Annotated in this window: 15 protein-coding genes and 1 other RNA gene; 3 read left to right on the top strand and 13 right to left on the bottom strand. The window is 39.5% G+C overall.

Annotated features, from left to right (window positions below):
* Positions 1-99: 99 nt before the first annotated feature.
* On the top strand, positions 100-435 hold the full coding sequence (locus AC1DIV_RS07610) for a MerR family transcriptional regulator (RefSeq protein WP_275452473.1): 336 nt from the start codon (positions 100-102) through the stop codon (positions 433-435).
* A gap of 177 nt (positions 436-612) precedes the next feature.
* Here AC1DIV_RS07610 and cobA read toward each other — a convergent pair whose 3' ends face one another.
* From cobA to AC1DIV_RS07590, 4 genes are all read right to left on the bottom strand, one after another.
* Positions 613-1,383 carry a uroporphyrinogen-III C-methyltransferase gene (gene cobA, locus AC1DIV_RS07605; protein WP_340876480.1) on the bottom strand — a complete coding sequence of 257 codons (771 nt, stop codon included), beginning with the start codon at positions 1,381-1,383 and terminating at the stop codon, positions 613-615.
* A gap of 98 nt (positions 1,384-1,481) precedes the next feature.
* Positions 1,482-3,620 (bottom strand): assimilatory nitrate reductase catalytic subunit NasC, encoded by a 2,139-nt coding sequence (gene nasC / locus AC1DIV_RS07600; RefSeq protein WP_340876481.1) that lies wholly within the window; start codon positions 3,618-3,620, stop codon positions 1,482-1,484.
* 106 nt (positions 3,621-3,726) lie between these two features.
* Positions 3,727-6,048 carry a nitrite reductase large subunit NirB gene (gene nirB, locus AC1DIV_RS07595; protein WP_477576119.1) on the bottom strand — a complete coding sequence of 774 codons (2,322 nt, stop codon included), beginning with the start codon at positions 6,046-6,048 and terminating at the stop codon, positions 3,727-3,729.
* 54 nt (positions 6,049-6,102) lie between these two features.
* Positions 6,103-7,308 (bottom strand): nitrate/nitrite transporter, encoded by a 1,206-nt coding sequence (locus tag AC1DIV_RS07590; protein ID WP_034306778.1) that lies wholly within the window; start codon positions 7,306-7,308, stop codon positions 6,103-6,105.
* 646 nt (positions 7,309-7,954) lie between these two features.
* Here AC1DIV_RS07590 and AC1DIV_RS07585 point away from each other — a divergent pair.
* Positions 7,955-8,497: a ribonuclease H-like YkuK family protein gene (locus tag AC1DIV_RS07585; RefSeq protein WP_340876484.1), complete on the top strand. Its 543-nt coding sequence runs from the start codon at positions 7,955-7,957 to the stop codon at positions 8,495-8,497.
* A gap of 169 nt (positions 8,498-8,666) precedes the next feature.
* On the opposite strand, the gene ssrS is transcribed toward AC1DIV_RS07585, so the two are convergent.
* The 5 genes from ssrS to AC1DIV_RS07560 form a co-directional block, all read right to left on the bottom strand.
* A non-coding RNA gene (gene ssrS, locus AC1DIV_RS07580) (6S RNA) lies at positions 8,667-8,853 on the bottom strand.
* Positions 8,854-8,964: 111 nt separating this feature from the next.
* The gene (locus AC1DIV_RS07575) at positions 8,965-10,446 is read right to left on the bottom strand and encodes a UDP-N-acetylmuramoyl-L-alanyl-D-glutamate--2,6-diaminopimelate ligase (RefSeq protein WP_340876485.1); all 1,482 of its coding nucleotides are present in this window, start codon (positions 10,444-10,446) and stop codon (positions 8,965-8,967) included.
* Between the two features lie 208 nt (positions 10,447-10,654).
* Positions 10,655-11,908 (bottom strand): MFS transporter, encoded by a 1,254-nt coding sequence (locus AC1DIV_RS07570; RefSeq protein ID WP_340876486.1) that lies wholly within the window; start codon positions 11,906-11,908, stop codon positions 10,655-10,657.
* A 460-nt stretch (positions 11,909-12,368) separates the two neighbouring features.
* A complete protein-coding gene (locus AC1DIV_RS07565; protein WP_048686051.1) occupies positions 12,369-13,250 on the bottom strand; it encodes a mechanosensitive ion channel family protein in 882 nt (293 codons plus the stop codon).
* A 22-nt stretch (positions 13,251-13,272) separates the two neighbouring features.
* The gene (locus tag AC1DIV_RS07560) at positions 13,273-13,665 is read right to left on the bottom strand and encodes a sporulation protein (RefSeq protein ID WP_063594970.1); all 393 of its coding nucleotides are present in this window, start codon (positions 13,663-13,665) and stop codon (positions 13,273-13,275) included.
* 651 nt (positions 13,666-14,316) lie between these two features.
* On the opposite strand from AC1DIV_RS07560, the gene AC1DIV_RS07555 reads away from it, so the two are divergent.
* Positions 14,317-14,844 (top strand): IseA DL-endopeptidase inhibitor family protein, encoded by a 528-nt coding sequence (locus tag AC1DIV_RS07555; protein WP_323596919.1) that lies wholly within the window; start codon positions 14,317-14,319, stop codon positions 14,842-14,844.
* A gap of 177 nt (positions 14,845-15,021) precedes the next feature.
* Here the strand turns inward: AC1DIV_RS07555 and AC1DIV_RS07550 are convergent, their stop codons facing one another.
* The 4 genes from AC1DIV_RS07550 to AC1DIV_RS07535 form a co-directional block, all read right to left on the bottom strand.
* Positions 15,022-16,011 (bottom strand): hypothetical protein, encoded by a 990-nt coding sequence (locus AC1DIV_RS07550; RefSeq protein ID WP_340876488.1) that lies wholly within the window; start codon positions 16,009-16,011, stop codon positions 15,022-15,024.
* The gene (locus AC1DIV_RS07545) at positions 15,998-16,345 is read right to left on the bottom strand and encodes a PadR family transcriptional regulator (protein ID WP_034306796.1); all 348 of its coding nucleotides are present in this window, start codon (positions 16,343-16,345) and stop codon (positions 15,998-16,000) included. Before AC1DIV_RS07545 ends, AC1DIV_RS07550 begins: the two co-directional genes overlap by 14 nt.
* Positions 16,346-16,505: 160 nt before the next feature.
* Positions 16,506-17,852 (bottom strand): GntP family permease, encoded by a 1,347-nt coding sequence (locus AC1DIV_RS07540; protein WP_477576118.1) that lies wholly within the window; start codon positions 17,850-17,852, stop codon positions 16,506-16,508.
* A 4-nt stretch (positions 17,853-17,856) separates the two neighbouring features.
* Positions 17,857-19,002: a glycerate kinase gene (locus tag AC1DIV_RS07535; RefSeq protein WP_340876489.1), complete on the bottom strand. Its 1,146-nt coding sequence runs from the start codon at positions 19,000-19,002 to the stop codon at positions 17,857-17,859.
* Between the last annotated feature and the right edge of the window lie 68 nt (positions 19,003-19,070).

Genomic DNA, 19,070 nt, shown 5'->3' with positions numbered 1-19,070 from the left:
TAGTTTTTAAAAACTAATAATTTATGTTAGTTTTTATTACAAATATTCAGAAAATTAGGATATAATATCCTTATTGATTCAGCATAAATCAAAAATGAGGTGATTTTCATCGTCCAGCAAAAAGAATCTTATATAGATAGAAAGGTTATTTCCATAGGAGTCGTCAGAGAATTAACCGGACTATCCGATAGGCAAATCCGGTATTATGAAGAAAGAAAACTCGTTTTCCCCGAAAGGTCTAAGGGTGGTAACCGTAAATACTCTTTTTCCGACGTCAAGGCATTAGTGGAAATCGCCGATAAAATAGAGGATGGAGTGCAAACCCATGAAATTAGACAGGAAAAATTAAAAGAGAACAGAAAAATTGAACAGGAAAAAATGCGAAAAAAAATGCTGCAGGGCCAATTAAATGCACACTTTGGCCTGCGTAATTGATTTTCGCCTAGAAACCTGAATTATTAGCTGTTCAATGTCCATATTTTACTCTTCGACAACATTTTCACCTTGCAATATTAAAATAGCTGTTAACATTGTCACACTGGACATGATGACTTTCATGTCCAGTTTTCCATTTTCATGACAGTAAAAGTTTTCTAGGTAATCATTCCTTTTCTAAGCGAACTCCTTATCTTTTGTCTTCTCTGAAAACCATGATAATTTCTCGGATAAATTCACCACTTTTCCTATTACGATCATGGCGGGATTGGCAACCTGCTCACTTGTAACGATTGCCACTATTGAATCGATTGTTCCTGTAATAGTTCTTTGAAAACCTGTCGTTCCTTGTTCAATGACTGCAATGGCAGTTTCAGGCTTCATTCCGCAGGAGCGTAATTGTTTACAGATATATGGAAGGTTTTTGATACCCATATAAATAACAATGGTGTCAACACCATGTGTCAAATGATGCCAGTTGATGTTATCAGGTTTGCCGGTCACGCAGTGTCCTGTGACAATTGCGAAGGAACTCCCCCATTCCCTGTGAGTCAGGGGAATTCCAGCATAAGCTGGCGCAGCGATTCCAGATGTGATTCCAGGGACTATTTCAAATTGAATTCCATGCTTTGCTAGCACTTCTGCTTCCTCACCGCCTCGGCCAAAAATGAATGGATCTCCCCCTTTTAGACGAACAATCGTTTTTCTCTCCATTGATTTACTTATTAACAATTGATGAATGCCCTCTTGAGGGACACAATGTATACCAGGCGCTTTACCGCAATAAATGTATTCAGCTCCAGGTTTACCGTAGAAAAGCAATTCACGATTTACCAATCGATCATACAAGATGACATCCGCTTCCGCGATGCATTTGATTGCCTTGACAGTAATTAAGTCCGGATCACCAGGACCGGCACCAACAATATAGACCTTACCTTTTTCCATCCTTTATCCCCTTTTGTTGTTTAGTCATGAAAGCCTGTGTGATGATCTAACCAAAAATATTGTCATGAATAAGAAGAAAACCTCCCCTTAATGAGACGTTAACTTAATATAGGATGTACTTTTACAGCACTTACTTTAAAGCCGGGCATTTTGCATGTCGGGTCTAAATCCTGTGAAACGAGGCGGTTGACATTTTGGGAGTCTGCCCAATGAAAAGGGACGAATATAGTATCATGGCGAATCGTTGGGGACCATTTGCTTCTTACGACAATACTTCCGCGCCTTGATTCAATTTTCACCAAAGTATTGTCTGAAATATGATATTTCTTGGCTGTTTCCGGATGGATTTCCATATATGATTCAAAATTTCTTGCGGCTAATGATGAGCTTTTTCTCGTTTGTACCCCTGTTAAATAATGTGACATGATTCTTCCAGTTGTTAAATAAAGCGGAAATTCCGTACATGGCTTTTCTTTTGGAACAAGAGGCAGGTTATTAACCACTACCATGGCCGCCTTTCCGTCCGGGTGGGCAAAAGACGATTCGAATAACCTTTTTGTCCCTTTATGGTCAATGGATGGACATGGCCACAAAATGCCTCCTTCTTTTCTTAAGCGATCATACGTTATACCATAATAATCGGCGGTTCCCCCGCGGCTTGCCACTCTTAGTTCTTCAAATATCTCATTTGCAGATTGAAAGGGAAAATGCTCCCCTTTCCCAAGAGCTTTAGCTATATCACAGATGATTTGCCAATCATGCTTCACTTCCCCAGGTGATGAAAAACTCGCTTCCCGCAACGTTACCCGTCCTTCTAAATTCGTCATTGTTCCCTCATCCTCTAAATAAGACGAAGCAGGTAAAATCAAATCAGCCAATCTAGCAGTTTCAGAAACGAACATGTCTACCGCGACAAGAAACTTTAATTTTTTCAATGCCTTTTTGACAAAGTTAGCATTTGGATTCGAAACAATGGGATTGGAACACATTAAAAACATGCCGGTAATTTCACCTTCATTTATCTTCTCTATCATCTCGTATGCCGAGACGCCTTTACGCGGCAATTCAGTCTCATCAATTCCCCATATTCTTGCAATATGTAATCTATGTTCCTCATTTTCAATCATGCGATACCCCGGCAGCTGGTCTGCCTTTTGGCCATGCTCTCTTGCTCCCTGTCCATTCCCCTGACCGGTTATGGCCCCATAGCCCGAATTCACTTTTCCGATTTTTCCTGTAACAATAAGAATATTAAGAAAATTACGGACAGCCGCTGAACCATCTGTTTGCTGCTCAACACCCCTAGCTGTAAAAATCATCCCTGATTCTTCTTTCCCGAACATGGCAGCCGCTTTTTGGATTTGGTCACTAGGAACACCTGTCAATTCTGCAATTTCCTCCAACTCTAAAGATGTAACATACTCTTTAACTTCTTTATAGCCATTTGCACGTTCCCGGATAAACGCTTCATCAATAAGATCCTCTTCAATGATCACTTTCAATAATCCGTTTGCCAAGGCGGCATCCATCCCAGGTTTCACCTTTAGATGTAAGTCGGCCATTTTCGTTGTTGCGGTTTCCCGGGGATCTACAGCAATGATATATGCCCCATTTTGTTTCGCTTGCTCAAAGTACGGCATGATTGTCGGCTGGCATTCCGCAATATTCGTACCCGCCAAGATTATGCACTTTGTGAACGGAACCTCTGATAAGCTGTTGGTCAGGCCCCTGTCCATACCAAATGTTTGGCTTGCTGCCGAAGCAGCTGCAGACATGCACAAACGGCCATTATAATCTATATACTTTGTTTTTAAAGCCACTCTTGCAAATTTCCCAAGCAAATAGGCTTCTTCATTTGAAATGGATGCACTTCCATAAACAGATAATGCATTTACACCATCTTCTGCTTGAATTTTAGTGAAATTCTCCTTAATGTGGCTTAATGCTTCCTCCCATGATATTCGAACAAATTCCCCATTTTTTTTCAACAATGGGTATTTAATTCGATCTTTATGCAAAGCATGTTGGTGTGCATTCATTCCTTTAATGCATAAGCGCCCCTCTGAGGTTGGATTATCTTTTCCAATCGTCAAATACTTTTTTCTTGTCACTATTGTTTGTTCCAGCAGCTGCATCTTACATTGCATGCTGCAAAATGGACATTGTGTATCATATCGTTTTTCTGATTGGACCTCTTGTTGCTTCGTGCGGAAATACTTTAAAAATAAATCGGTCAAGGCTCCTCACCCTTTACTCATGGATTTCTATGGATTTTTCATGGTACAAACATTTATCCGCTTATTAAGTCTTGCATCTAGTTTTCCCTTTTGTTCATTCCCTGATCTAGGCCATTTCCAATCGTTGAGATAGTTGCTGACTAAGTTCATTATCAAACAAAATTTCTCTAACATGAATTAAACCCACTCGTTCAATCCATTTCCAAGTCCGTTCTAAGTAGTTGGCTGTTTCCCGATAATATTGAATAAAGCCGATGATGATTTCAATGGCTTCTTCATTTGTGCCGGCTACACATAGCAGTTCACCGGCACGTGCATCACGCCCGCTGCTTCCGCCCACATATATTTCCCAGCCCCTGTCAATGCCCATAACACCTATATCTTTCGTTGTTGATCCTGCACCGTTATGCATACAAGCGGATATGCCCATCTTTATACGGTATGGTGTTGATACTTGCTCCAATCTTTTTTCCAAATCTACAGCAAGTAATAGGGATTGCTGTTTATCACAAGAGCAAACATGTTCACCGATACATGTTTTGACGTTTTGAACGGTGTTACCATATTTCGAACTTAACGGCATATCTAATTCAGCCCACACACCTGGGAGATCTTCTTTTTTCACCCCCATTAAATGAATCCTTTGTTCACTTGTTACCGCAACCTGGGATATTTCATATTTATCGGCAACATTAGCAATTTTTCGCAAGTCTTTTGCATTCGTCATCCCGCCGTACATTTGCGGGATAACTGAGTATCGGTTATCACTTTGAACTGTTGCATTCTTTTTTTCGTTTATGAAAAGAGTTTGCTGTCTGATCTCGTACTCTGGATGAATCATCCCTAAATAATAGCTCAATGCAGGCCTGCAAGTTGAACAACCTTTTGTATTTTCCCATTCAAGAGCATCCATCGCTTCTTGGACAGTCGATACGTCTTGGAGCTGCATTTTATACACGATTTCATCTTCCGTTAATTTCGTACATGTGCAAAATGCAGTTTGTTTCTCATCCTGAGTAGTAAGGTTACTTTGAATATAGGTCAAAAGCTCGGTTACTGCCGGCTTACATCCGCCGCAAGAACCGGAAGCCTTTGTGCATTGTTTAACTTGTTCCACTGTCGATAATCCCTTATTTTGAACCGCTTCAATGATTCCCCCCTTTGAAACAGCATTACAATGGCAAATGATTTCATGATTTGCCATCGAAGCGATTAATCCCTCAGCCGTATTTGGTGACTGGAACAGTGCACGCCTTTCCTCTGACGATACTTCTTGCCGCTTTACTATCATATCGAGTAATCGTGAGCTGTTGTTTGTATCTCCGTAAAGCACAGCACCTATGATTTTTCTTCCTTGAAAAACCAACTTTTTATAAACACTATCCAATTCATCAAAAGTTGTGATGGATTTCGTGGTTTCGTCACCATGGAAATCACCAACAGAAAATAGCTCAACTCCTGATATTTTCAACTGGGTCGAAAGGACCGAGCCGTGGTATCCGCTGCATTTCATCTCACAAATATGCTTTGCCAGCACTTCACCTTGTTCGTATAGAGGTTTAACCAGCCCATAAACCATGCCTTGATGTTCAGCACATTCACCAACCGCATAAATATCTGGGCTGCTGGTTTCTAAATAGTCGTTTACAATAATCGCACGATTTGTATCAATTCCGCTTTCTTTGGCCAACTGAATATTCGGTCTGACTCCCGCAGCCATAACGACCAAATCTGCATCCAGCTCCGTTCCATCCTTAAAACGGACGCGCTCTACACGCTCGTTACCGATTAACTCCTGTGTTTCCTTTTTTAAAAGAAAGTTCATTCCCTGGTTTTCCAACTCTTTTTGCAGTAAAAGTGATGCCGTTGAATCGAGCTGCCTTTCCATTAAATAGTCAGCGATATGAACGACATGCACTTCCATGCCAAGGTTTAACAGCCCTCTCGCTGCTTCCAAACCTAACAAACCGCCTCCGATGACGACTGCTTTTTTATGTTTGCGTGAAGTTTCAATCATCTTTTGGCAATCTTCAATCGTCCGAAATGCAATGACGCCTTCTTTATCTACACCTGTGACAGGAAGAATGAACGGGACAGAACCTGTGGCAATTATCAGCTTATCGTAGTAAACTTCCCGTTCTTTGTCTGTTTTTATTTTCCTAGTCTCTTTATCGATTTTTACTACCGTTTCACCTGTGAACAATTGGATATTATTCACCGTATACCAGTTTCGATCATTTATCATAATATCTTCAAAAGAGGTGTTGCCTTGAAGCACAGTCGACAATAAGATTCGGTTATAGTTAACGTGCGGTTCACTTCCGAAAATAGTAATCTCAAATGCAGTCGGATTCTTACTTATAATGGATTCAACACAACGTAATCCAGCCATTCCGTTCCCTACTAAGACCAGTTTTTGTTTATACATTTTATCCCCCCAAAAACAAGTACTGTAAAAAAGCCAAACTAAGTAAACAAAGTTCTAGATCTTAACTGAATTCTTTCCGAGTACCCACGTTTTTCTCCATGAAAGCTGAGCTAGGCCCAGGATAAGCAAAGCCACGATTCCAACTGCGGAAAATACTAAAAATCCTGTAGCATATGTGCCAGTAATCTGTTTCAACGTACCTAGTATGTTTGGAACCAAGAATCCGCCAACACCTCCGGCAGCTCCCACAATCCCTGTGATAAAACCTATTTCTTTAGAAAATCGCTGTGGAACTAACTGAAAGACAGCTCCGTTGCCCATACCGAGAAATAGCATTCCGATGAACAGAAGGATCGTAACGGCAGTAAGAGAATAAAGAAAACTAATCCCAAACATACATATAGTGAGACCAATAAATAAAAACATAAGCAGTTTAACTCCACCTATTTTATCGGCAATAAATCCTCCGACGGGACGAAAGAAACTTCCGGCGATGACACATAATGTAACAAATTCCCCCGCCCTTATTCGTGTTAACCCATACTCATCAACAAAAAAGATGCTTAAGAAGCTAGTAAACCCGACAAAGCCGCCAAAAGTCACACTGTAAAGAATACAGAAATACCAAGTGTCCGTTATTTTAAATACGTTGAAATATTCCTTTAGTGGTTTTGCCGGCGGTTGAGACGGTGCGTCTTTTGCGATTAAAATATAAATGATAAACACGATGGTTAAAGGAATCAAAGCTAATCCCATAACATTATGCCAGCCAAGAGATTCTGCAAGACGAGGTCCGAACAATGTCGCAAAAAGAGTTCCGCTGTTACCGGCACCTGCAATGCCCATCGCAAGACCCTGTAAATGCGGGGGATACCAACGACTGGCCATAGGAAGTGCTGCAGCAAAACTTGCTCCAGCCACTCCTAGCAAAATCCCTATTAAATAAAGCTCTGCTAAACTTTCACCGAATAACCATCCCCAAAAAAGCGGAATCATTGTAACAAGCATCCCGCCAATTGCGGTTTTCCGCGGGCCGATGCGGTCAGTCAAAAAACCAAGGACGATTCGAAAAAACGAGCCTCCCAAAATCGGAATAGCCACAATCAAGCCTTTTTCAGCTGGGGAAAGTCCGAAATCCTTTGTAATATAGACACCGAGTGCCCCTAATAATACCCAAATCATAAAACTGATATCAAAATAAAGGAATGAAGCTAATAATGACGGAGCATGACCACTTTTTTTCAATTCAGATATTTTCATTTTCATCTCTCCAATACTTTATTAATTGAATATTTGTTTATTTTACTCTTATAAAAGTAAGATTTCTTTGTTTATGTAAGAAAACATCACATACTTTTTTGCAAGTTATTAAATGTGAATACTTTAAGGTAGGTATTGGTCAAAATTTAATAAATTCATTTCCTTTTTCTTATATAAATCGCATGATATTGTGGTTTACTTAGGTGATGTAAAGTTACAAGCTTGTTTAACTTTTTAGTTATGGCCGGAATAAACTCCAATAACATTTTGAAATATTCTCCATACAAAAAAGAGAAGCCTAATGCTTAAGCTTCTCTTCCAGTCTGTAGATAAACCCGACTATAATGGGGTTTGTTTACAGTTTTATATTTGTCCGTTAATTCCATTCCAGGCAGTCGCTCCCAAACAACTTGTTTAACATTAAGATAGAACTCCTTTTGCCAACAGTCTTTTTTGTTTAAAATAGAAGAAATAGAACTTGAGGTGATATCCATTCAGCGCGAACAACTTTAACTGATGACTGCCTCTTCTTTAGAGGTGGGTTCTTCCCACGGCACGAAACAAGGATCTCCTTCATATGATGTGTTATGAACGGCATGAGATATTTAATAATCTGATTCTATGGGGAAAGGTTGGGTGCAATAATATGAAGCAATATCCATTTCAGAACATCCCATTTCAAAATATTCAGAAAAAAGATATGTCATTTGAAGAGGTATTCGTTCATATTGCTGAGTTTATGGAATTAAATCCTTCCGGTAACTATCAATTAATGGTCGGGACAGATTCGCAAGTACATAAAAAACATACGGTTTTCATTACAGGCATCGTAATACGGCAGGTCGGAAATGGTGTATGGGGTTGTATAAGAAAAGTGATGATCCCTAGAAGGATGCTGCATTTACATGAACGTATTTCTCAAGAGTTGTCGTTAACAGAGGAAATCGTATCACTGTTTACGGAAGAAAGGAAAAATCAGTTAATCGATATTGTCCTGCCTGCTGTATATCAAGGGGCAACGTTCACAATGGAAGGTCACATTGATATCGGGATTGGAAAGCGAAACAAAACCAGTGAGTTTGTAAAAGAAATGGTAGCCAGGATGGAATCCATGGGGGTGGAACCAAAAATCAAACCGGATGCTTTCGTCGCTTCAAGTTATGCCAACCGTTATACAAAACAAGAGTGACTGTTTACAAAAACATGTAATTACCCAATGGTATCCACACTGGATTTTTTAAAGCTGATTGTACAATTTGGTTTGGGAGACTGCAAACGGTACATACATTTTTTCGGTACGCTATTTTAAATAAAGCAAAAAACCGGCCTCAGACCGAGACCGGCTTCAACATTTTAAGATATAAGCCGCCAATGCCGTATTCAGTAAGAAAGTTTTAAACCACCACTCCTCAAAGTGGGTGTTTGCAGAAAAAATCCTGTTGTCCAAGTCAGTGACGAGGCATAACATTCCTGTTTCAATATAAAACTCCCTATTACAGCTTAAAGGTTAAAACTTTATTATCATTACGAACAGTGCAGCTTGTATTGTTATAATACCTGAATTACTCACATATTACAATGTTAATAATCACCATTTTAAAATTGCTTATGGCTGTGGAATGGATGGAAGCTGGATTAGTTCTTCGTTATAATCAACTATTGATCAAAATAACCGATAAAATCCCCTTGCTCCTTATTTTGCAGATATAATACCGTTTCTTTGTCAGAAATGGTTGGCAGTCCGAATTTTTGATCATACCTCTCAATTCCTTTACCTGTAATGATAATCCAATCCCCTTCCTTTCCTGCTTGTAACGCCTCCTGGATAGCAAAGGTACGATCAGGAATAACCTTCCCGTTTCCAGCTGAGTAATCGCTAAGCAGTTTATTTAGTGTGGATTCCATCCCCTCAATTCCGTCCGAATTCAGATCATCCATTGTCAAAATCAAAACATCACTATGTTCCGATGATACTTTAACCATTTCAGCCCTTTTGGTTGTATCTCGCCCACCCCGGAAACCAAAGATATGATAAATCTTTTTGGCCCCACACTCTTTGGCCGTTTGAAGCATGTGATGAATGGCATCTGCAGTATGTGCATAATCGATGACTATAGTCGGCCCAGAAGCTTTCTTATATATTTCAAACCTTCCTGGTACACCGGAAAATCGTTTCAGTGAAGTGAGAATTTCCTGTTTTGAAATTGGAAACATCTTCGCTACGGAATAGGCAGCTGTTGCGTTATATAAATTATGAAGTCCAGGTAAAGGTAACTCAATTTTCACAAAGTCATGATTCTCATTCAATAAAATAAAGGGGTTCGTTGCGGTATTATAATTGGTGATGGCTAAATCGCAGCGATTGGATTTTCCAAAAACAAAGGCACTGACATTCTTCTCCCATAAGTATTCTTGCAGTTTTCCCCCCCAGAAATCATCTCCATTAATAATCGCAAGACCACTAGGTTTCAATTTTTCAAAAAGCAGTAATTTTGCCAGGAAATAATCCTCCATCGTACCATGGAAGTCGAGATGGTCATGATACAAATTCGTGAAGACACAGAAATCAAATTCAATTCCTTCTAAACGGTATTGAGCTAATCCATGTGAAGACACTTCCATTATGACAACCATGTCCCTACTTTCATCCAGCAAGGAATTCAATTCCATGGTACCTGGAGTCGTATTATGGGAATCGACTTTGTTTCCATTGATAATATGCTGTATCGTACCAATGACTGAACAGGTTACTCCATTTTCTTCTAATATTTGCTGAAGCATATAGCTAGTTGTAGTTTTTCCATTTGTACCCGTAATTCCTATCATTATTTTTTGATTGCTGGGATCACCATAAAACCTTTTGGCGATTTGCCCTAATGCTTTACGGCTGTTCTCCACTCTTAAATAAGGAACTTCCAAACCCTTAATATCGCGACTGCCAATCACAGCCGATGCCCCTAAGCGAATTGCATCATGGATGTAATTATGGCCATCGGATTTATATCCGGTTACGGCAACAAAAAGGAATCCTTTTTTTATTTCTCTAGAGTTATCGGTTACACCTGTTATGGATATATGTTCAACGTCCTTCGGCAAATCCCCGTTTATCGCTTCTATCAATATGTCTTTAAGGATCATTAATTTTTCTCCTTTGTAAGCTATTCACTAATTTTTGCATAAGTACCAATAAGCCCATTTTTAGTATGAACCAGTACTCCCAAAATAATTGTCAATCCAGAATTTGTTAGTTCTAATGACAGTAAAAAGAAAAAAAGAAAAGCAGCCAAAATTGGCTGCTTTTCTTTTGGTTGTAGCTGTATTTAGGTGTTGGAACACCGCAAGATGCTTATGATTGAACTTCCAGAGGTTTCGTTTCGGCCTTCTGATTGTACAATGGCAATATGAAAAACATTCCTAGAATAAAAAAGAAAGCGGCGGTTTCAAATATGGCGACGAGTGAAAATTGCTCTTTCAGCACGCCTGCCGCACTCATGGTCAATACCATCGATCCAGTGAATAATGGGCTTAAGATTCCATTGACCCTTCCGATGAACTCGCCCTCGGTCCTCTGCAATATCAATGTATTGATCCCGATTTGTATACAAGGAAGCATTAGCCCGTTAAAGAACTCGGCAGTAAGTGTAATCCAAAGATTTGTTGAAAGCCCCATTACCGCCAACCCTATGGCATTCACAAGCATTCCGAAAGCTAATAATCTTTGAGGTGCCACCTTTTTGGCAAAAATCATTACACCGGCCCCGCCTAAAATCATACCAAACCCATTCACCATAAATAACCATTGGAGATTTTCCTTAGGCAGTTCCAGTTGTTCTGTAACAAGGAATATCGAGAGCGGCTGAATGAAACCCAGTCCGAGCCCAGCAGCCAGAAAACATAAACCAAGCAAACTTAGTTCTTTTTTTCGTAATACGTAGCTCACACCGCTTTTCATTTCCTGCCATAATGTTGTTTTTGCTGTCCCCTCATTCAGTTTGCGATCTTTTGGAAGAAAGGCGAGTGCGCCAGCTGAAAGTAGAAACGCCAGGCCAGTAATCGCAATCGAGGTGTTTATCCCGAAAGTTTGGAAGGCAAATGTACCGAGAATCGGACCTAAAACCATAAATACTGCGAAAACGGTCTGATAAACTGACATCCCTGTCTGGATTTGACTTTCTGGCAAATGCATCTTAAATAGCTTCATGCCCGATGGCTGAGAAAATTGAGAAAGTATCGCCGAAATTAAAGTTGCGAAGAAAACCATTTTCCAACTGCCGAAGATTAGCGAGATAAGCACAGCAAATACGGAAATTGCACTTAAAATATCACACCAAACCATCGTTTTTTTTGGACTCCAGCGGTCAGCAAATGTGCCTCCAATAAATGAAAAAATAAAAATGGGTGCGAATTCTGCTACTGATATCATGGAAATGGCAAAGGCATCTCCATTTGTCTTCTCCATGACGAATAACAAAACGGCAAAATTCCGTACCCATATCCCTATTTGTAAAAACAACCCTGAGAAGATAATGGCCTGGAATACTCGATTTTTAAAAATGTTAGGTTCCTTATTATTTAATGTTTCAGATGTGTTATTCGCCAATATAAAAACCCCCTGTGAAATATCTGGACAGGAGGCAGTACAATACAAATTTAACAAGGCAAAATATCCCTAATCGAAGGACACAATGATCTTTGTTTGTATTTTAATGTACAGACTAATCCTATCCAGAAAAAAATTCGTTTTAAGCACGCATTTTTTCTTTAAAAATAGGATTAAATGATCATTGTTTAAAGGTCACCCTTCCATTTTATGTTATTTTCATAATAATTTATTTAATCTGATAAATCAAGGGAAAAATTAATAAAATAAAACTATTTTTGGGGATGGGTTTGTTCTATTTTTCTAATTAAAAAAAGGACTTCCTTTAAAAGAAAGCCCTTTAATATCCTTAAGCTTCAAAGGGCTGCCGTCGAATATGGCTTCTGCCCTTTGTTACCTTATCCATCATTTTTTTCATGACCTTTTCCCGGATTATCTCAAGCAATTGTGTTTCTTCTTTTCAGTTTTCCAATAAACGTTCTTGATTAGGATTGCCCTGTACAAGCAAATGGGAAGATGGCATTAGAATTTGATGCTCATGTAAAGCAGTCATCATTTCAAACCTCACGCTTCTCGATGTTTCAAAGTAATCATCAGGTTTCACAAGTCCCACTATGCATAGTTCATATCCAACATATTTTAGATTCGGATTTAAATCCGTTATGCCTATGTATCTAAAATCCTCTTCAGGTGTACCATCTTCTAGCCTTAGAAGGCTTTCACCATACTTATCATTACAGATAATACATATATCCTCCAACAGACTTTTTACCTTTTCAGGATTTTCCTGGTAACTTACTGTAATGCGTTCAATGATTCGCATTCTCCCTTTATTAAAATTTTGGATCGTCCTGATTTCACTATGTGGGATGGTCAGCAATTTTCCTGACCATTCCCTGATCTGCATGAACCGGATACCGATTTCCTCAATCGTCCCGGAACTTGTCCCGTTGAATGTCACGAAATTCCCGACTCGGAATTCATTATCCGAGAGCCTTACAAATCCCAATAGGATATCCTTAAGCATTTGCTGAGCGGCAAATCCGATCACGACCCCTAAAATACCAGCTCCAGCTAAAATTCCTTTTAGGTCTATAAACTGTCCAATCAAATATATAAGGAAAAGCCCGGATATACCGTACCTAAGAGAAGAACGAGTAACCCCCTGTATTGTTTTTTCGACTTCTTCGTCGAAAAAATTGGATCTTCTAAAGAACCATTCAACCAGTTTATTCAAAATATAATAAACCGCCAATAACAGTATAGCCAATATGAAAAGCCTCAATAATAAAAATTCTTCCCAGTAATCCACAGCAAGCTCAGAAAATTTCAAGATATTCATGTTTTCACCTCCATTTTCACGTTTATTCAGAATCGATTAAAATCCAGTCATCATCCTTTCCGATTATCCCTTTATCAAGGATAAGTCTCGTTTTAAGGCGATAGGATACCCCTCGCTTATAAGGCTCCTTCAATATAGGCAGACAAAAGTTGAAAGGAATTTCGTTGCTTTCCCCTGAATTTATCTCCCTTGTAGACAAAATGGTGCTCGTTTTAAGGATCTCTTCCATTCCGGTAGAATGAGTATCCATGATCAAATCACATTCAATCCTTCTTATTCTTTGCGCAAGGGTACCACCCTTAATCAAAAAATATCCATTTATGCATTCACCGGATTTATACGTATTTTTCGGAAGGATTAAATCTATTTGTGCAGAACCTATTCCTAAAAGTAGCAAAGATTTTCTAAGTATCAAAGAATACACTCCATTTATATTTATTTGTTTTTCTATTAAAACCCACATGTTTATACATTTCCTTAAGGGGACTACAAAAAAACCTTTACCATTTTGGTAAAGGTTTACTAAAAGAAAATAGACCTTTACCAATAGGTAAGGTCTGGCTAACAACAATATGCTGCCAACAACACCGAGAGCAAAGAGCTCTGTAATGACGACATTGTTGTAAAAGCTACTCCCCTTTGGAGAATGTATTCAAGTATATAATTTATAATACGGTAGAATTAGAAAGTTTGTCAAACCTTTATATTTTATTTTTTTCGGGCTCTGCCCGGGTAATTCGAGTTCTTTGAGCATATCTTGTCATTAATGAAAATATAATGGATGAACTTGTCCAGTGAGAGAATTAACTGCCAGGTTTTAAATAGGCCAGTTCGTGGAATAGGAAGTATGTAACACCTCCTTCTATTTACAAATCGGTGAACGCCTTTCAAAAAGAATAAAGTGAACAAACTATGAATATTTTATAAAACCTAAAATTATATTTAAAAATTAACAAGATTTCTCTTTTACTTATGCCAAACTTGTTGTAATATAAATGTAACAATTGTAATATTTATTAAACTTTCGTTACATAAGTATCCTAATTAGGGATTGGGGAGATATGATATGAAAAAATTTTCAGGTATGCTATTATCCATTATCATTTTATTTTTCACATTAAGTGGTCCGGTTACCGCAAAAACGACATCATTGTCTGACGCAAATGCATTAAAGATAGCCGATAATGCCAGCAAACATTTTTGGAGTGCTTTACATGGGTACAAAACCCGTTCATGTTCACAAAAAACTTTCAATTATAAAGGGACAGAATATTCATACCTTTGCCAAGAGTTTAATACAAAAGATAAATTGACTGCCTACTTAGCAGAGACATTTACTAATAATGCAGTTGAAAAAGGGCTGACTAAATATAATTACATTACCCATAAAGGGAAATTAGCCCGTCCAGTCGGAGACGGCTTTAGCATGTTAGAGTGGAAAAAAGCAAAAATTAAATTGGTCTATCAAAAACAAAACGTTAGGTCATACAATTTAACAGTACCTACAGTTGACGGTGAGTCAGTAAAAAGAACGGTTACCTTTTATAAGTCCGGTTCCGCTTGGAAAGTCAATCAGTTCGATGCAGTTCAATAAAACATTGGTTTAAATGTAACGCCTCATATGCTGTATAGTTAGTTAAAAACTATATGATATATGAGGTGTTTTTTTGTTGTCCCTTGTATCTTGAGAAATAATCTTTCAGACTTGTATCAGCTCACCTTTCACTTCACAAAATATTTAATAAAAAAAACACAGCTTAGATGCTGTGCCTTAACGGATTTTTGCTTTTCGGAAGCCTTGATAGGTATCGTAGGCGGCAAAAATGATGGAGATGAGTATGAGACCCCAGTATATCGAGCTTTTCCATTCATCGATTGAGAATAGTGTTCTTTGGTATGCAAGGAATTCCGGGTTCAATAAATCAGGATTACTGATGATGATGATGAAAGCCAGAGTGTACAACAGCTGGTATATGGCATGAAAAAAAGCTAATTTCAGGGTCCATCGACCTAAAAATAATTTATATATCGCTAAGAGCACCCCAATGATAATGACGCAAGATACCAGCAGCCAATAGGAATTCAATACATCTTGATTAAAAGAAGGTGTCACGAAAATGAGACTGCCATTTCTTTTTTCATAGACGCCTAAGAGGTTTGCTGCATTGAAATAAAGGGCTGCGAATACGGAAAGGCCTAACAAACTTGCAAAAACCTCGACCATAGGGACCGCTTTTTTCTTTGAAATGTTTGGAATATCTTTTAAGTTTTCCGGTGTCCATGGTTTCAAGTCTTTTGTTACAGGCGACTGGTCTTTTGAAGTATCCAAGCGTTCTAAAATGGCAAATGAAAGCGTTAACCAGAAAAACACTTGGATACCTGTACTGATGATACCTGAAATTCCTTTCCCGAATATTTTTAAAATTGCTTCCATAACCGTATTCCCCGTATCCCGAAACGGATTATCCCCTACTAATGCAATCAGTGAAATGACTGCAGCGATTGGTAAAATCATTTTCAATAGACTGATATAAACATCATAATAACGAGGCCCGATCAGATGCATTGGCCGATCGCAATAACCACTTGCCAGTGTAACCGGATCTCCTAATTTTAAAAGTACCGCTTTCACGTCTTGCTCCGTATAATCCTCCGGAAGCATATCTTCGATCGTGGATTGAAGCTCAAGCGCAATATCCGCCCGGTTTTTTTCTGGCAGCCTGCAGGTCACTTCCTGAATATAAAGTTCAATCAGCTCCATCTTCTCCCTCTCCTTTTAATAATATATAAAGCTCTTGAGAAGTTTTTTCCCATTCTTCCTTTAACTGAGTGAAGATTTCTCCCCCATAATCACTTAAAGAATAGTACTTGCGCGGTCTACTTTCAGAAGTATCCCAGCTGCTGGTCACCAATTCTTGTTTTTCCAGGCGGCGAAGCAAAGGATATAAAGTACTTTGATCAATGGTAATTCCAGACTTCTCTAAACGCTGGACAAGCGAGTACCCATACTGCGGAGTTTTGAGCTGACTTAAGACAGCTAACGTCAAAGTGCCTCTGCGCAGCTCAGTGGTTAATGAATTCAGTAAAGTGCTCATCCAATCACCCCTTCTCTATACTATGTGACGTACACCATACCTTATACTATGCATCATACACTATTTTAGTTCTTATAACACCATAAAAATGAAAATATATTTTATTTAAAGCATAAAAAAGAGAAGCGGTTCACGCCTCTCCGTTTTTCCAATATTAATATTACACAAGAATGACCCACAATATCATCGTCGTGATAATCGTGACCACTCCTTGTATTAAGGTTGCCATTGTTTGAGCTTTATAGGCATCCGTCACTTTCATCCCGCTAAATTGGGTGACCACCCAGAAGAAGCTATCATTTACATGGCTTACTGTCATCGCACCTGCTCCAACAGCCATGACTACCAATGCAAGAGGAACAGCCCCTTCAATACCCAACGTTGGAAGCATGGGGGCAATCAAAGATGAAGTGATGACCAGTGATGCTGTCGAAGAACCCTGGGCCGTTTTCAACCCAGCAGCAATTAGGAACGGGACCAACAGGAACAAGGAACCGCTAAAGATGCTGCCCATATCCCAACTTTGGATGATGTCTGCAATCCCCGTATTTTTAATGACGGTACCAAATGCTCCCCCCGCCCCGGTAATCAATAAAATTGGCGCAGCATCCAATAAGGCGGCTCCTATCCAGTTTGTTAATGTTTCTTCATCATACTTAGGCAGCAATGTCAGAGCGGAAATTACTCCGACGAGCAATGCGATGACCGGCTGGCCCAAGAATACGAAAAATGCGGCGATCCCTCCCTCTGTCCCAAAGAGCGTTAATACAGAACTGGCTCCAATCAGGACAATCGGTAAAACGATCGGTAAAAATGATTGTAAGGCAGAAGGCATCTTGCCGAATGAACGGACAATTTCATCATAATCGTAATCCTGGTCACTTCGGTCATCTTCAACTTCTATCTTGGTCGCTACTTTCATTGACCATATATAACCAGCAAGTGCAGCTGGAATAGCCGTAATAAGACCTATCAAAATGACGGTCCCCAAGTATCCATCCGCTCCGATATTCCCGGCTGCCGCAATTGGCCCCGGAGTTGGAGGTACAAGTGTATGTGTTGCATACAAACCAGTTGCAAGTGCAACTGACATGGAAGCAACCGCTACTTTTGCGCGTCTTGCCAATGCTTTTCTTAAGCTCGATAAAATAACGAAACCTGAATCGCAAAAAACGGGTATGGATACGATAAAGCCAATCATACTCATGGCAAGCTGCGGTCTTTTAGGGCCGACAATCCTCAATACGACTTCTGCCATTCTTAATGCGGCACCGGCCTTTTCCAAAATGGTTCCGATTATTGTACCGAAAACGATTACAAGTCCAATGCTTGTCATCAGTCCGCCAAAACCGCCGTTGATATTCTCAACGATCTGATCCAGAGGCATTCCAGAAGCAAAACCCACAAATAAAGTGCCTAATAGAAGCGATAGGAACGGATGAAGCTTGAATTTAGTTGTCGCAAAAACAATTAAGAACACGCCGATGGCCAAAACAATAAATAACATAAGATTACCCCCTATTTTTGATTGCTGCCAAAAAAGTCCGCATTACTTGTTCGGCTGAAGCTTCCAACAATTCAGCTCCTCTTTCCATAGCTTCCTTTAAAGGCATGGGAGAGTTCACCAAACTATGAACACTCGTTATTCCGTGGTCATATAAAACTTCAATACCTGTTCCAATCGATCCAGTCAAAACAAATACCGGAATACCATGCTTTTTGGCTTCTTGTGCAACTCCCATGGGTGTTTTGCCTGAAGCAGTCTGGTAATCGATTTGGCCCTCACCGGTAAAGACACAATCGGCACCGGACAATTTTTCACCCAGTTTCGTATACTCCATGACAATATCTATGCCCCTTTTTGTTTCTGCACGGAAAAAGGCTTGAAATGCACCTCCAATTCCTCCTGCAGCACCAGCACCTGCTTTATCATGCAAGTGTATGCCTGTTTTGATTTCCACCAAATCAGCCCATGTTGATAAAGCTTTATCAAGCATTTCAACCATGTCAGGAGTCGCCCCTTTTTGAGGTCCGAATACCCTTGATGCCCCATCAGGACCGATTAACGGATTTTGGACATCCGACGCAATCAAAAATTCGGAATCCGCTATTCTGGAATCAAAATCCTCTGTATTAATGTCTGATATCCGTGATAATTCGGCACCTCCGTATCCCAGACTTTTACCTTCTTCATCAAACACCTTCATTCCCAAAGCCTGGAGCATACCGACACCGCCATCGTTGGTAGCGCTTCCACCAACCGCTAAAATGAACTTTCGACAGCCATCATTCAATGCTTTTTGTATAAGCTCCCCTGTCCCGTATGAAGTAGTGATCAATGGGTTCAATTCAGCTGGATCGACTAGGCATAGACCAGATGCACTGGCCATTTCAATCACACATGTTTTTTGATCGCCCAAGATTGCATATGCTGCCTGAACATCTTCAAGTAAAGGTCCTTTAACGGTCACTTCAACTTTTCGTCCATTTGTAGCTGCAACAAGACTATCCATCGTGCCTTCCCCGCCATCCGCCGCAGGAACCAATTCTGTCTCCGCATCCGGCAGTGCCTTCCTGACTCCTCGCTCAATAGCTTTTGAAGCTTCTGTTGCTGATAAACTTCCTTTATAGGAATCTGGTGCAATAACAATTTTCATGCTCAGTTCCCCTTTGAATATATTTTTATATCAATTTAATTATAATCTTCAGAAATATTTTAATCATC

The sequence above is a fragment of the Peribacillus sp. 05N428 genome (assembly GCF_056397085.1).
This window is presented reverse-complemented; position numbering and strand designations above follow the sequence as displayed.